The following is a 14,116-nucleotide window of genomic DNA, read 5'->3' on the forward strand; positions in this document are numbered from 1 at the left end:
AAAAGGGGATAACAAAGTGACGGCGACGGGGAAGCAAAAGATTGTCACGCCACCTAACAACCTGCTGAAAAAAATGGGCGGGAAAATAACAGGCATCGACTGGCAGGCCATTGAGCGGGCCAACAGGTCGGTAGCCGGTATCCAGGGAATGATTGCGGACAATATGCTGCAGGACCTGAAAAAACTGAACCATGCCCTGCACAGTTACCTGGAAGACTTTCCTGTGGAAAAACCCGAGGACACCGAACTCTATAACAAGGCCTTTGAGACCAAGGGCCTGGCCGGAACAATCGGCTATGACCTGATCGGAAAAGTCTGCGCCTCTCTTTGTGACATGCTGGACAAGTGCGGCCAGGACCATAATGATTTTATTACCGGCCTGAATGCCCACGTCCAGGCCATCCAGATCATTCTGTCCAGTGGCGATATGGATGAAACGGCCCCGGTCAATCGGGAGCTTCTGTCAGGGCTTGGTAAAATGATCGATAAAATGGCCTGTTAGATACAGACCAGCAAAGTCAGTCTGTTTGGGCGATCGGCAGAATCACTGTAAATTCAGATCCCTCGTTCACCACACTGTACAGTCTGATATCTCCGCCCATCTGCTGGGCCAGGTGCCGGGAAATATGCAGCCCCAGTCCTGTGCCTTCTTCCTTGCGGGAATAGATATTGTCGGTCGCCTGGTGGAATTTCTCGAAGACCAGATCCTGCTGGTTCTGCGGAATGCCGATACCGGTATCCCAGACGGTCACAGCTACATGATTGCGATCCAGTTTCTTGACCTGTATGCCGATTTCGCCATATTCCGGTGTAAATTTCACCGCATTGCTCAACAGATTCACAAAAATCTGCGTCGCCCGGCGCTCATCAACATTGACCGTGTAATCCTGAGTGATTTTGACGTTGCTGGTGTCGAGATATTTGCTGTTGGCCCGCAAAATAGTCAGGTTCAGGGCTTTCACTATAATATCCGCCAGAGAAGTCGGCGTCAGTTCCAGGGACAGTTTTCCGCTTTCCAGGACCGCCACATCGAGAACATCATTGATCAGTTCAAGCAGGTGCTTGCCGGCATTCATAATATCCGTGCTGTAGGAAACATACTGGGGATTGAGATCGCCGAAGACTTCGAGATTCATCGCCTCGGCAAAACCGATAATCGCATTCAGCGGCGTACGCAGCTCATGACTCATGGCGGCAAGAAACTCGCTCTTGGCATTAAGCGAGGCCTCGGCCTCGGCAGAAGCCATATCAAGCTGGATATTCTTGTTGGTCAGTTCCTCAAGGGTGTTTTCCAGAGATTTCTGAACAGCCAGGGTCTCCATCCGGGCCCTGTAGTTGACCGTAACATCCATGCCGGCGCCGCGGTAACCCTGAAATGCGCCAGTTTCACTGTCAAACAAAGGAACGCCGCTCAGATGTATATAAACTTCTTCACCGTCCTGGTCTTCGATCACAAGAAGATAGTCCCGGAACGGCTTGTAAAGGTCGAGGAAATCGTCACAGATGATTTCCTCGCCGTCTATATCTTTTTTCAGGGTTCCGATCTGTTCAAACCGTTTGCCGTTCATCATGAAGGCCGGCAAGCCGGTCAGAGACGTCAGGCGTTCGGAGACAAAGGTTATCCGGTAATCCCGATCAACTTCCCAGTACCAGTCAGATGTCGCCCGGGCAAAATCCCGGAACCTCTGCTGCATAAGGTTTTCGTTGCGTTCCTGTTTTTTCTGCTGCGTACAGTCAACATAAGTGCCGCCGACAGCGATAACATACCCCTGATCATCACAAATGGGGAAATGTCGCGATCTGTAGTAGCGGACCTCCTTCTGAACCAGGATCTGTTCTTCCGATACCATCGTCTGTCTGGTCAGCTGTACTTCATTCAGAATGGCAACCAGACTCGACGGCAGAGTTCTGTTTTCCGTCTGGTTGTTGCCCCGTCCTGACACAGAACAGGTACTGACAAGTTCGCGATATCTGTCATTGACGTAAACCAGTTCTCCCTCGACAGAAGCAACATAGAGGGGGACGGCATCGTCGATATTCATCCGGTCGATCAGCGTTCTGACCTGGGCCAACAGACGGGAAGACACTCCCTTTTTGCCCTCACTCTGTTTCCCGCGTCGCAGCTTTTCAAGAGTTTCCAGTGGCACAATTGTCTGACTGGTGGGTGCCCCCGTCAGACTATCATCCCCTGCGTCATGATAAAATTCTGATTTTCCGTGCATGACTTATATTGCCTCTTTCATGTCCGTCAGCGCATCCTGATATCCAAGATCGCGCTGCCAGTGTCTTACCGCCGCCTTTGCATTGGCCGCTTTTATATCGTTATACATGGTAAGTATTGACTTCAGCAGACTGGTCGCCCGGGCCTTTCCGCCAGAACGGGTCTGCATAACCAACAGAAACAACGAGGTGAATTCCTCTTTACTAAGCCCGATAGATTTTGCAATGACGGCAAGGCTTTCCCCGGTTCTTTCCCGGAAAGCCCGCCAGACAATTTTGACATTAAGACCGGCCATCTGTGACAGACCGGCCACAGCCAGATTGACTTTTTCCTGCCTCATCGACTGAAGAATAAATGTCGCATTCAGCCTGTCTTCTTCATCCAGCTTGCGCGCCAGCTTCAGAGCCTTGTCCATGACGCCGTCTTCTTCACCGGTCTGCTGAAGAGAATGTTTGGTTGCCATCTCGATGGCATCATCCAGCAGCGTTTCATCAACATCAAATTCCTTGACGATGCGACGACGCAAGGCAGCCGATACCCACCAGTACATCCGATAAGCCAGAGCGGGTGGCAGGTCCTGCCGGCCGAGAAGAGGTTCCTGGAAACGGTCGAAGCTTTTCGATTCTGCCACCAGATACTCAAGGGACGCTTCGGAAATTTCCGCACTTCCGTTATTGATCAGCGCCTCGACAACATCTTCATTGCCATGCTCGATCAATTCATCACTCACATCCGCGCTCACAAATTCCCTGACGGCAATAGCCAGTCTGTGCGCATCGGTACGGTTCCTGATGACCTCGATCAGCTGTGCATCATGCAAAAGGGGGTTCTTTTCGAGCAGAGGCCGGGCGACATCAATCTTGTCATTGGCGAGCATCGAAACCAGTTCACCGGACAGGTCGACAGACTCCGCCAGACGCCGGGCCAGTTCCTTGCGGACATGATGTTCAACATTGAGAATAAGCTTGGAAAGGATGTCATTCATGAGCGCACGTTCGTGCTCATTCAGTCGGCCGCCGGGGCTCAAAAACAAGTCAGTAATGTTTTCCACAAGCTCATTGCGTGCAGATACCGACTTGTTGGCTGCGAGTCTGATTAACTCGTCCGCTTTATACCCCTTATCCAGTGCGCCCATATTGGTTCAGCTGCCTACACTTCCTGTTAATTGTTTATCCGACTTTTCCGGGCCTTGACGACCAAAACTCTTGTATCCCCCCTTTTTAAGTCGTGATCGTTAAGAAACCCTAAAAATTCCTCTAAAGAAAAGCTAATAAATCACTGTAATTCATTATCTTCTTCCTACAATCGTGAAATACAAAATATAAGAAATACCGGGCGGTTGAAAGCGGCAAAGGCGTGATTTGACCAATTTCACAGGATATTTTTATGATTCATGTCCGAAAATGGCGAGTTTAATCCACAAGTTATGTTAGGTTTCTGGCATGAACAGAGAAAACAGTCATATTTCGATGGATCGGGACCAATGTTACCAGGCTCTGCTGAGTCGGGATAAACGGTACGACGGGAAGTTCTTCACAGCGGTGATGACCACCGGTATTTTCTGTCGGCCAGTGTGTCCGGCCAGACCGCCCAAGAAGGAAAACTGCTCGTTCCTGCCAAGTGCCGGCGCCGCCATGGCCGCCGGTTTTCGCCCCTGTCTGCGGTGCCGGCCGGAGGTATCCCCGGAACTCCCCGGATGGCGGGGCACAGCAAGTACAGTGACAAAGGCCCTGCGCATGATCAATGACGGCGCCCTCAATGAAGGCTCGGTCGAGGATCTGGCCGACAGGGTAGGCCTTGGCAGTCGCCATCTCCGCCGACTTTTTGACCAGCATCTGGGTGCTTCTCCCAAGGAAATCGCAGATACCCGGCGATTGCTGTTTGCCAAACAACTGATAACGGAAACCTCCCTGCCCCTGACGGAAGTTGCCCTGGCAGCCGGTTATAACAGCTTGCGTCGCTTTAACGACGCCTTCCATACCTGTTACAAAAAAGCCCCCCGGGATATGCGGCGTGGTAAACAATCCGATACAGGAGAAGACGGCGGACTGCAGCTTACACTGAGATATACACCGCCCTACAGCTGGTTCTGGATCAGAAACTATTTCAAAGGCAGAACCCTGAAAAATATCGAAAATATAACCGATACATCCTATCAAAGATCCTTTGAACTGAACGGCCGGGGCGGATATTTCACCGCCAAACATCTACCCGATCAATCCGCCTTCAGGATCAGCATTTTCTATCCGGAAATCTCTCATCTGGCCCCCATCGTCGGCCGTATCCGCCAGCTTTTCGATCTGGATTGCAACATCCAGAGCGTCAACGACTATCTCCGGCAGGACCCCCGGCTTGACGACACCGTCAGCCGTAACCCGGGCATCAGGATACCCGGATGCTGGGACCCTTTTGAACTGTCCATCCGGGCGATTCTCGGCCAGCAGGTCAGCGTGGAGGGGGGCACCACCCTGACCAGTCGCCTGGTCCGGAAACTGGGCCGGCCGCTTGTTGGTGCGCCAGCCAACCTGTCCTTGATTTTTCCGCGACCGGAGGACGTTGCAGGCGCAGACCTGTCCGATATCGGTATCCCCAAAAGCAGACAGGATGTTCTGAAACTGTTTTCCGCCAAGGTGGCGGATGATCCGGACTTTCTGTTTCGTCCGTCACAACTGGATGAACTTATCCAGAGCCTTTGCGCCCTGAAAGGCATTGGTCCCTGGACAGCCAACTATATTGCCATGCGCGGCCTGAGGGAACCTGACGCCTTCCCGGTCAGCGACCTCGGCCTGATCAAGGCCCTCGACCTGCAGGAGAGCAAAAAAGCACGCCTCGAAATGCTGCAGATTGCCGAGAACTGGCGTCCCTTCCGGGCCTATGCCACCATGTATCTCTGGTCTTCCCTCACACAGGAAACACACAAATGACCCAACTTACCATCGACCATATCAAAAGCCCGGTCGGCATAATCTTTGCCATCAGCAATAGGGACAAACTCTGCGCCCTGGATTTCGAGGAGTTTGAAGACAGGATGCACCGTCTGCTCGCCAAACGACATGATAGTTACGACCTGACTGAGCAGAAAAATACATTTCTGCGGGACAGGCTTGATCGTTATTTTTCAGGCAATATGGACAGTTTTAACGATATTGAGGTGGAGATTTCAGGCACCCCGTTCCAGAGCAGGGTCTGGCAGGCCCTCAGAACCATACCGGCGGGTGAAACCTGGTCCTATAAAGACCTTGCCGCAGCAGTCGGCAATCCAAAGGCCGTCCGGGCCGTGGGGACCGCCAACGGTCAAAACCCCGTTGCTATTATCATCCCCTGTCACCGGGTAATCGGCAGTGACGGCGGCCTTGCCGGCTATGCCGGAGGGATTGAGCGGAAACGACGGCTGCTGGAACTGGAAGGTATCAGCTTTCCGGAGAAATAAGGCTGCGTATAAGCTCCGAAATCTCAAGAACCAGCTTTTTCCGCACACTGCTTTTTCGAAAATAAAGCCCGATGGTGCGGCTTGGCGCATCACCGGCAAAGGGACGGTAAACGACACCTTCCTGTTCCCTCACTGCAAATTCAGGCATCAGGGTCATGCCCACATCAGCCGCGACCATCTGCCGCAGGGTTTCCAGGCTGGTGGCCCGGAATTCGGTATTTTCCCGGGCGCCGACAAGTGTGCAGACTTCGAGCGCCTGCATCCGCAGGCAATGCCCCTCCTCCAGCAACAACAAACTTTCATGCCGGATATCATCCAGTGAAATGCTTTTACGGCGGGCGAGGTCGTGCCTCTCCGGCAGTGCCAGCAGGAATTTTTCGGTGAACAGCTCTTCATAGTCCAGCTGGTCCTCCTCCACCGGTACCGCCAGCAGGGCAGCCTCGATCTCCCCCGCCTTGATTTTTTCGGTCAGGATCTCGGTCTTTTCTTCGACCAGGTAAAGGGCAAGGTCCGGATAGTGATGATGAAGCGCCGGGATAATTTTCGGCAACAGATAGGGCGCCAGGGTGGGAAAGGCCCCCAGCAGGATTTTACCAGCATAGGGGTCGCGGAAACTGTCGGCTATCTCTCTGATGTTGTCGACTTCCTGAAGAATAACCCTGGCCCTGGCCACAACTTCCCGCCCGGCTTCCGTAATCATGACCTTTTTGTTGGTCCGTTCGAAAAGCGGCACCCCGAGAAACTCTTCCAGTTTTCGGATCTGCATGCTGAGCGCCGGCTGGCTGACAAAGCTTGCTTCCGCCGCCCGGCCAAAGTGACCGTGATCCGCCACTGCCACCAGATAGGTTAAATCCCGTAAATTCATCTCGTCGCCCTAATCATCAGTTTTTCTTATCGTTATACTAATAACTATCGATTGTACATATCAACAGAAAAAACATACTTTCAGTTCATCAGCAGCCAACAAGGAGAATGCAGATGCCGACAGAAAGACTTGAGGATATCGACGGGTACCTGCTTTTTTGCCTTCTCTTGTCCCTGGATGCAAAAGCCGAAAACCGGCGCAAGGCCCGATGCCTTTGTAAAACTATTTAAATTTAATCAATGCCTTACAGGAGATATATCATGATTAGTGTAGGACAGAAACTTCCCGAATTTAAAGTACAGGCCACTGTTTCCAACGATGTGAACAACGCCTTTACCGAGATCACCAACGAGACATATGCCGGCAAATGGCAGGTGATCTTCTTCTGGCCGAAAGACTTTACCTTCGTCTGCCCGACGGAAATCGCAGCTTTCGGTGAAATGAACGAAGATTTTCAGGATCGCGACGCCCAGATCCTCGGCGGCAGTATCGACAGTGAATTCGTCCACCTCGCCTGGCGTCAGCACAAGGAAGAACTGAATGATCTTCCGTTCCCCATGCTGGCCGACGTGAAACGTGAACTGTCAGAAGCCCTGGGCATCATTGATCCCGAGGCAGGCGTCGCCCAGCGCGCCGTCTTCATTGTCGACCCGGACGGCATCATCCGCTTCGTCATGGTCACCGACATGAATGTAGGTCGCAATCCGAAAGAAGTGTTGCGGGTCCTGGACGCCCTGCAGACAGATGAACTGTGCCCCTGTAACTGGCAGCAGGGTGAAGAAACCATCACTGTGGAATAATCCCCTCCCGCAGTGGGCGGAGGCCCGCCTCCCCTGGCCTCCGCCATCTTCTTCCCCGACAGCCCGCAGAAGGCGCCAATAGAAAGAGAGTTGAAAGGAATAGTAATGTCAGTACAAAATATTAAATCCCGCCTGCCCGACTATGCAAAGGACACGAAACTTAACCTGTCCACCGTCCTGACGGAAGAAGGCGCGGAAGGTTTAACGCAGAAACAGATTGACGGTATTGCGCTGAGTGCTGCCTATGCTACCAAAAACCAGGCCGTCATTCAGGCCCTGACAATCGAACTGGAAGGCAGGCTCTCAGCAGAAGAAATCAATGCCGCCAAGGCCGCCGCCACTATCATGGGCATGAACAATGTCTATTACCGCTTCACTCATATGGTGCGTGACAAAGACTATCTCGGCATGCCGGCAAAACTGCGGATGAATGTCATCGGCAGGCCGGGCATTGAAAAGGCCGACTTCGAGCTTTACTCCCTGGCCGTGAGCGCCATCAACGGCTGCGGCATGTGTATCGAGGCCCATGTCAACGAAGTGGTCAAAGCCGGCGTATCCAAAGTAGGCGTTCAATCCACCATCCGGATCGCCGCCGTGATCAATGCGGCTGCCCAGGCGATTGTTATTGAAGATTACAGCTAGCCCCCCTCCTTACCCTCCCTCAATGTGACTAGCATAACTGCCCCGCCGATATGCCGGCGGGGCTTTTTTTATGCTTTGCCATAAGTGAATTACACCCTAGACTGGCTCTGTAACCATATCGGGGCAGAGGCATGGCAGAAGAGGCAAAAGAACTGGTTCAGACTGAAGATTTGTCGCTCATTCAGCGCAAAAGATTCATCATTGCCCTTATGATCCTGTTTACCAGCGTATTCCTGTGGGTGATCCAGGGCTATATTATCACGATCCTTATGGCTACTATCTTTGCCGCCCTGTTGCAGCCCGCCTATGATGCATTACGGTCAAAACTGGGGGCGGAACGCCGCGGGATCGCGGCAGGACTTCTATTGTTTCTGGTCATGATCGTGGTCGGGATACCGGTTATCGGACTTTTATCCCTTGCTGCAGCCGAGGGGCTGAAGATCTCCCAGGCCGCCGTCGCCTGGATCAATCTGCAGGTAAACCAGAACGGTACCGTCAATGGGCTGGTGCCGGACTGGGTTCCTTTCGCCGCTGAACTTTCCGCCTATAAGGCCACAATTTTCAGCAAACTGGCAGAATGGGCCGGTACCGCCAGCGGATTTATCATCAGGATTCTTTCGGCCGCCACACAGGGTACGGCCCAGATGCTGGTCGATCTGTTCATTCTGCTTTACGCCATGTTCTTCTTCCTGATCTGGGGACATGGCACTATGGAAGCCATCTACCAGTACCTGCCCCTGGGCGAAAAAGACCGGCAGTTGATCCGCCAGAAGGGCCTTTTCATGTCGCGGGCCATGCTGAAAAGCATTCTGATCATCGGCTCGATCCAGGGGTTCCTGCTTGGACTGGCCTTCTGGGTCTGCGGTATAGATGCCCCTGTCTTCTGGGGCCTGATTGTCGTGCTGATTTCCGCCATTCCCGGCATCGGGTCCGGTATCATCTGGATTCCTGCCGCCGTGTATCTTGTGGCAAGCGGGCAATATGGATATGCGGCCGGGCTGACCTTCTGGGGTATATTGATTATCGGCATGGTGGATAATATTCTCCGCCCCCGCCTGGTGGAGCGGGATACCAAAATGCCGGACCTGCTGGTATTGGTCAGTACCCTTGGCGGGCTGACGGCCTTTGGTGCCGCCGGCATCATACTCGGTCCTGTCCTTGCCGCCGTAATGATCACGGTGCTGGAGATTTACAAGGATGCTTTCAAGGATATCCTGGCCGACCCCGATGGAAACACCTGAGTCTTTCACGGGAGAGGCAGTAATCTGATCTTTTCCATATATACTCCGGCTATTACCGGTGCGTCACAGGACTGTCATTAAATTGTCAAAATAGTCATGTTAATGGAGGGCATTGATTTTACAGGATGTAACGTTCAGGATCAGGACATGTACAGATTTATTCTTTTCTTCAGTTTGCTGTTTTGCCTATCTACCGGTCACGCCCTCGCCGGGGAGGAAGCGACACTCGAGACAAGAGCAGCAGAATTCCTTGAGATGTGTGAAGCTGCAAGTCCGGAACATCGTAATTTCATCAACTGCAGTTGCGGCCGGGATTATATTCTCGACTATCCGAACCAGCTGGTGGCCGCCCGCCAGAAAAAATCAGACGAATTCCGCGACCGGGCACAGACTTACCTGAAACGCATGATCGAGGAACAGGGGGAAGCTATCGGGCAAGAGCTAGCCCCCTATTGCGTACTTGTGACCCGGATGAAAAATAAGGAAGAACTGACCGAGGAAGAAAAACAACAGTTTATTTCTCTGCATGGTTCGATGAAAAAGCGCACCGGGGCAAATGCCGGCGCCTATTGCAGCAGTATGGCCCGGGCCGAACGGGAACTGGTTCTGCCGGACCCGCCCCTGCCCAATGCCAAATTCTTCTGGCGCAATGCCACCCTGCATAAACCCTGCAAAAACCTCAAAGACTATGCCGCTCACCTGTTGAAAGATATACCCGAGGCCCCGGCAGACATCAACGAAGCAGATATTCAGATGGACTATACCCGCGTGATGCGCAGCATGAATGGGCACCATCGTCTTACTCTCGTCTTTACTGTGGCTACGGATCTGGACGAGGCGTCCATCGAGGAACTGCGGCAAACAGTCTTCCAGAGGGGGGCGGACCGCGCCATCAAGCTCAACCTCCATCATGACTGGGAAAATGAAACTGTATTGCAGGCCCTTGAGCTGGAAATTCAGCAGGGGATTGAAACAGCTTTGCAAAGACAGGACACCCTGCATCATATTTACGGTGTGAAACTAAAAAATGTTAGCTGGAGCGACTGACATTTGCCACTGTTGCGGTAAAATCATCGTTTTTTGCGACGAAACCTCCTGACCACCCTGCCGCCAAATGATATCATTTCGGGTGATCTATCTGTCGGTGGGAGGACAAGGTTATGCTCAAACTCACAATCAACAATCAGAAAGTCTCGTTTGACGGCGATGGTGAGATGCCGCTGCTGTGGTATCTGCGGGAACATTTTGGTGCGCTCGGGGTAAAATTCGGTTGCGGCATCGGCGAATGCGGCGCCTGTACTGTCCATATCAACGGCGACGCTCTCAGATCATGCAGCCTGCCAATGGACGCCCTTGAGGATGGCGCGGAAATCACAACGATTGAGGGACTGGCTAAGCATAACAGCTTGCACCCGGTGCAACAGGCCTGGATCGAGCTTGATGTGCCCCAGTGCGGATATTGCCAGGCCGGACAGATTATGGCCGTCAGCAGTTTCCTCAAGGACCACCCTACCCCTACAGACGCCGACATAGACGCCAATATCACGAACATCTGCCGTTGCGGCACCTATACCCGCATCCGCAAGGCCATTCACCGGGCCGCAATACTGATGAGGGAGAAAGTGGATGCCTGAAGCACTTGCTCTCACCCGTCGTCAGATGCTTGGCTATTCCGCCGCCGCAGGATCACTGGTGGTCATGGCACCCTTTTTTCGGCCCGCCAGGGCGCATGGTGCAGAAGTCAGCAATGAACTTCTACAGGCCATCATCCATATCAATCCGGATAATTCGATCCTGATCGAACACCCGGCGCCGGAGATGGGACAGGGTACGGGCACTGCCGAGCCCATGCTCATTGCCGAAGAGCTTGATGCGGACTGGGACAGGGTTAGTGTCAAAACCATGGACCTGATGCTGAAAACAGACAAGGACGGCAATATGGCATGGAAATTCTTCCCCCAGGGAGCTGGCGGTTCTACAAGCATTTCAAGGGGCTTCGATCCCCTGCGCAAGGCCGGCGCCAGCGCCCGCGAACTCCTTCTTCGTGCTGCAGCCAATCGCTGGTCCGTGGAGACCTCAACCCTGAGGACGGAAAAATCATATGTCATCGGGGCGGACAACAAACGCCTGAGTTATGGTGATCTTGCCCGCGATGCGGCGGCCATCACACTCCCGGAAGATTTTGAACCTGTCCTGAAAGACCGCAAGGACTGGAAAATTGTCGGTCAGCCCAAGGCCCACAAATCGGCGCACGATATTGTCACCGGTCAGCCACTCTACTCTATCGATGCCACCTACCCCGGTGTCAGGATCGCCTGCATGGCCCGCTGCCCCTGGCTGGACGGCGAAGTCATTTCTGTTGACGACAGTGAAACACTGAAAGTGCCCGGCGTGATCAAGGTGGTGCATCTGCCGCGTCCGGATCTCGATAAATATTACACCTATCTGGCGGCCGGTGTGGCCGTCATTGCCGAAACATTCTGGGCGGCCAAAAAAGGCCGGGACCTGCTGAAGATCGAATGGGACAAAGGTCCCTATGCGAACGAATCCACGGACAGCCTTGATCAACATTGCTCCGACTTGCTGGACACCACCGGACAGATCGTCCGTCATGACGGCAATTTCCCGGAGGCCCTGACCAAAGCGGACAAGGTGATCAGGAAACGTTACCGACTGCCTTATGTTTCCCATGCACAATTGGAACCACAGAGCGCCATCGCCCATGTTCAGGCTGATAAATGCACCCTGATCGGGCCTTTCCAGTTTCCTTCCAGCGCCTCCCGCATAGCCAATGGCCTGACCGGAATTGACCGCATGAATATCGAGGTAAAAGTGCCCCGGCTCGGCGGCGGGTTCGGACGACGGCTGACGGCTGACCACGGCGCGGAGGCCGTGGCTATATCCAAGGCCGCAGGCCTGCCTGTCAAGGTCATGTGGACCCGGGAGGATGACCTGAGCCATGACTTTTACCGGCCTGGCGGGCACCATGAAATGATCGCCGCTTTTGATAAAGACGGCAAACTCACCGCCTGGGCACACCGGCTCGCAAGCCCGTCCAAATATTATCGCCGTCCCGTCCCCGAGGATGAGTGGTGGGAATCCGACCTCTATGTTGACGACTTTCCGGCCGGGCTTGTGGATAATCTGCAAGTGGAATTTCATTCGGCCAAATCGGGTATGCCGCGGGGCAGCTGGCGGGCGCCAGCCCATACCGCCAATGCCTTTGTCATCAACAGCTTCATGGATGAACTGGCCGAGGAACTGGGTGAGGATCCACTGGACCTGCATCTGCGGCTTCTGGGCCCGGCAAAAGAACTGCCTTACGGCCAGCATGGCGGACCGGTTTTTGACACAGGCCGGCTGACAACTGTGTTAAAGACAGTCGCCGACAAAGCAGGCTGGGGCCGGAAAATGCCACAAGGCCGGGCCCTCGGGCTGGCCGGTCATTTTACCTTCGGCGGTTATGTCGCCGAGGTGGCGGATGTGGAACTTCTGGCGGAAGGTGAGTTCAGGGTCCACAAGGTCTGGGCCGCCGTCGATATCGGTACTGTCGTCAACCCCAATGGCGTCATCGCCCAGACAGAAGGCGCCATCAATGACGGCCTGAACATGGTGCGAAGGCAGGAAATAAAAGTCGCGGGCGGTCAGGTCATGACAGATAATTTCGACAGCTACCAAATGATGCGCCTGGCCGACAGCGTACCCGATATTGATGTCACCATAATTGACAGCGACAGAGCCCCCTCCGGCATGGGAGAAATGGCGCTGCCGCCGCTTTCGCCTGCCGTCGGCAATGCCATCCGCCGGGCCGGCGGGCCGCGGTTGAGACATCATCCCTTCATCGGGTCGACCTGATCAGTAAAGGCTGTCGCGCACCGCAAGGGCCGTATCAGAGAAATCGCTGAACAGGCCGTCGATACCCATACGGAAATAATATTCATATTCTTCCCGGGGCGTTGTGAACTGCTTTGGCAACTGGTCGTTCCGAAAAGTATAGGGGTGCACCATCAGGCCAAGTTCATGGGCTTTTTTAACCAGGCCATTGTCATTACCCTCTGCATCCAGCAGCATGAATTTCAGCGGCCCGATCCCGTCGGCAAAGGTGGCCACATAGTCCAGGTCATAGTTGGGCACCATGACCTTCATATCGTCCGGCCACAGCAGCATAATCAGCTTCATATCGGTTTTTTGTTTCAGATTTTCCAGGATTTCCGGTTCGAAACTCTGGATAAAGATTTTATCCTCGCGGCTGTCATAGCCATATTTCTTCAGCATGGCAAGCAGAGGTTCCTCGAAATCAAGGCCGATGGATTTGAAATACCCCGGCGCCTTGGTTTCCGGATAGATACCAACTGTTTTTCCGGTCTCCAGCTTAACTTTTTGCACCAGCTGGAGGATTTCCTCGAAGGTGGGAATTTCGAATTTTCCGTCAAATTCCGCCGACCGGCTTTCCCACACCTGCCGGGCCCTGAGCGTCTTCAGTTCGGCCAGGGTGAAATCCTCGACAAACCAGTCCTCCCCTTCATGCCGTTCACGGCCGGTGCGGCTGTCCTGCCTCTTTCTGTCGGCAAATTCCGGATGGCCGGCCACATCTGTGGTGGTGCCGAGATAACGGTCATGGCGGGCCACCATGACCCCGTCCTTTGTCATCACCAGATCCGGTTCGATATAGTCCGCCCCCATATCAATAGCCAGCTGATAGGACGCCAGTGTATGTTCCGGACGGTAACCGCTGGCGCCGCGATGGGCAATGATGACGGGCTTTTCGCCGGTCAGGGTCGGGGCAGGTTCATCAGCGACGGACATGGTTGCACAGCTCCAGAAAAGACAGACAAGAATAACACTGTATTTTATCACAACTCAGATCCTCCGCGATGCAGTTTCCTGACTTATGGACGCGGAAGATGACACTGCCGT

General features: G+C 53.7%; 13 protein-coding genes. 9 read left to right on the top strand and 4 right to left on the bottom strand.

What is annotated here, in order from left to right; all coding sequences use genetic code 11:
* Window positions 1-16 precede the first annotated feature (16 nt).
* Window positions 17-502, top strand: a complete 486-nt coding sequence (locus ACORNT_RS14645; RefSeq protein ID WP_321392389.1) for a hypothetical protein — start codon at window positions 17-19, stop codon at window positions 500-502.
* Between the two features lie 16 nt (window positions 503-518).
* Here ACORNT_RS14645 and ACORNT_RS14650 read toward each other — a convergent pair whose 3' ends face one another.
* Together ACORNT_RS14650 and ACORNT_RS14655 are read right to left on the bottom strand one after the other, a co-directional pair.
* A complete protein-coding gene (locus tag ACORNT_RS14650) occupies window positions 519-2,222 on the bottom strand; it encodes a sensor histidine kinase (protein ID WP_321392391.1) in 1,704 nt (567 codons plus the stop codon).
* A gap of 3 nt (window positions 2,223-2,225) precedes the next feature.
* Window positions 2,226-3,356, bottom strand: a complete 1,131-nt coding sequence (locus tag ACORNT_RS14655; protein WP_321392394.1) for a DUF2336 domain-containing protein — start codon at window positions 3,354-3,356, stop codon at window positions 2,226-2,228.
* 307 nt (window positions 3,357-3,663) lie between these two features.
* Between ACORNT_RS14655 and ACORNT_RS14660 the strand changes: the two genes are divergently transcribed.
* Window positions 3,664-5,145, top strand: a complete 1,482-nt coding sequence (locus ACORNT_RS14660; protein ID WP_321392397.1) for a DNA-3-methyladenine glycosylase 2 family protein — start codon at window positions 3,664-3,666, stop codon at window positions 5,143-5,145.
* Window positions 5,142-5,651, top strand: coding sequence for a methylated-DNA--[protein]-cysteine S-methyltransferase (locus ACORNT_RS14665; RefSeq protein ID WP_321392400.1), 510 nt, complete (start codon window positions 5,142-5,144; stop codon window positions 5,649-5,651). The genes ACORNT_RS14660 and ACORNT_RS14665 overlap by 4 nt, the downstream gene beginning before the upstream one ends.
* Here the strand turns inward: ACORNT_RS14665 and ACORNT_RS14670 are convergent.
* A complete protein-coding gene (locus ACORNT_RS14670) occupies window positions 5,632-6,516 on the bottom strand; it encodes a LysR substrate-binding domain-containing protein (RefSeq protein WP_321392404.1) in 885 nt (294 codons plus the stop codon). The two genes, ACORNT_RS14665 and ACORNT_RS14670, sit on opposite strands and share 20 nt — an antisense overlap.
* Window positions 6,517-6,776: 260 nt before the next feature.
* On the opposite strand from ACORNT_RS14670, the gene ACORNT_RS14675 reads away from it, so the two are divergent.
* The 6 genes from ACORNT_RS14675 (at window position 6,777) to ACORNT_RS14700 (ending at window position 13,054) form a co-directional block, all read left to right on the top strand.
* Window positions 6,777-7,316 (top strand): peroxiredoxin, encoded by a 540-nt coding sequence (locus tag ACORNT_RS14675; RefSeq protein ID WP_321392407.1) that lies wholly within the window; start codon window positions 6,777-6,779, stop codon window positions 7,314-7,316.
* 105 nt (window positions 7,317-7,421) lie between these two features.
* Window positions 7,422-7,958 (top strand): carboxymuconolactone decarboxylase family protein, encoded by a 537-nt coding sequence (locus tag ACORNT_RS14680; RefSeq protein WP_321392410.1) that lies wholly within the window; start codon window positions 7,422-7,424, stop codon window positions 7,956-7,958.
* A gap of 131 nt (window positions 7,959-8,089) precedes the next feature.
* Window positions 8,090-9,199, top strand: coding sequence for an AI-2E family transporter (locus ACORNT_RS14685; protein WP_321392413.1), 1,110 nt, complete (start codon window positions 8,090-8,092; stop codon window positions 9,197-9,199).
* Window positions 9,200-9,346: 147 nt separating this feature from the next.
* Window positions 9,347-10,246 carry a hypothetical protein gene (locus tag ACORNT_RS14690; protein ID WP_321392416.1) on the top strand — a complete coding sequence of 300 codons (900 nt, stop codon included), beginning with the start codon at window positions 9,347-9,349 and terminating at the stop codon, window positions 10,244-10,246.
* 113 nt (window positions 10,247-10,359) lie between these two features.
* Complete coding sequence (locus ACORNT_RS14695; protein WP_321392419.1) at window positions 10,360-10,833, top strand: (2Fe-2S)-binding protein; 474 nt, start codon at window positions 10,360-10,362, stop codon at window positions 10,831-10,833.
* On the top strand, window positions 10,826-13,054 hold the full coding sequence (locus ACORNT_RS14700) for a xanthine dehydrogenase family protein molybdopterin-binding subunit (protein WP_321392422.1): 2,229 nt from the start codon (window positions 10,826-10,828) through the stop codon (window positions 13,052-13,054). Before ACORNT_RS14695 ends, ACORNT_RS14700 begins: the two co-directional genes overlap by 8 nt.
* Here the strand turns inward: ACORNT_RS14700 and ACORNT_RS14705 are convergent, their stop codons facing one another.
* Window positions 13,055-14,005 (bottom strand): glycerophosphodiester phosphodiesterase family protein, encoded by a 951-nt coding sequence (locus ACORNT_RS14705; protein ID WP_321392425.1) that lies wholly within the window; start codon window positions 14,003-14,005, stop codon window positions 13,055-13,057.
* Window positions 14,006-14,116 lie beyond the last annotated feature (111 nt).

The organism is Emcibacter sp. (assembly GCF_963675455.1).
Lineage (GTDB): Bacteria > Pseudomonadota > Alphaproteobacteria > Sphingomonadales > Emcibacteraceae > Emcibacter.

Bases quoted from the DNA above. Each gene is read 5' to 3' on its own strand.
- ACORNT_RS14650 (WP_321392391.1), bottom strand. From the start codon at position 2,222: ATGCACGGAAAATCAGAATTTTATCATGACGCAGGGGATGATAGTCTG.
- ACORNT_RS14655 (WP_321392394.1), bottom strand. From the start codon at position 3,356: ATGGGCGCACTGGATAAGGGGTATAAAGCGGACGAGTTAATCAGACTC.
- ACORNT_RS14660 (WP_321392397.1), top strand. From the start codon at position 3,664: ATGAACAGAGAAAACAGTCATATTTCGATGGATCGGGACCAATGTTAC.
- ACORNT_RS14665 (WP_321392400.1), top strand. From the start codon at position 5,142: ATGACCCAACTTACCATCGACCATATCAAAAGCCCGGTCGGCATAATC.
- ACORNT_RS14670 (WP_321392404.1), bottom strand. From the start codon at position 6,516: ATGAATTTACGGGATTTAACCTATCTGGTGGCAGTGGCGGATCACGGT.
- ACORNT_RS14675 (WP_321392407.1), top strand. From the start codon at position 6,777: ATGATTAGTGTAGGACAGAAACTTCCCGAATTTAAAGTACAGGCCACT.
- ACORNT_RS14680 (WP_321392410.1), top strand. From the start codon at position 7,422: ATGTCAGTACAAAATATTAAATCCCGCCTGCCCGACTATGCAAAGGAC.
- ACORNT_RS14685 (WP_321392413.1), top strand. From the start codon at position 8,090: ATGGCAGAAGAGGCAAAAGAACTGGTTCAGACTGAAGATTTGTCGCTC.
- ACORNT_RS14690 (WP_321392416.1), top strand. From the start codon at position 9,347: ATGTACAGATTTATTCTTTTCTTCAGTTTGCTGTTTTGCCTATCTACC.
- ACORNT_RS14695 (WP_321392419.1), top strand. From the start codon at position 10,360: ATGCTCAAACTCACAATCAACAATCAGAAAGTCTCGTTTGACGGCGAT.
- ACORNT_RS14700 (WP_321392422.1), top strand. From the start codon at position 10,826: ATGCCTGAAGCACTTGCTCTCACCCGTCGTCAGATGCTTGGCTATTCC.
- ACORNT_RS14705 (WP_321392425.1), bottom strand. From the start codon at position 14,005: ATGTCCGTCGCTGATGAACCTGCCCCGACCCTGACCGGCGAAAAGCCC.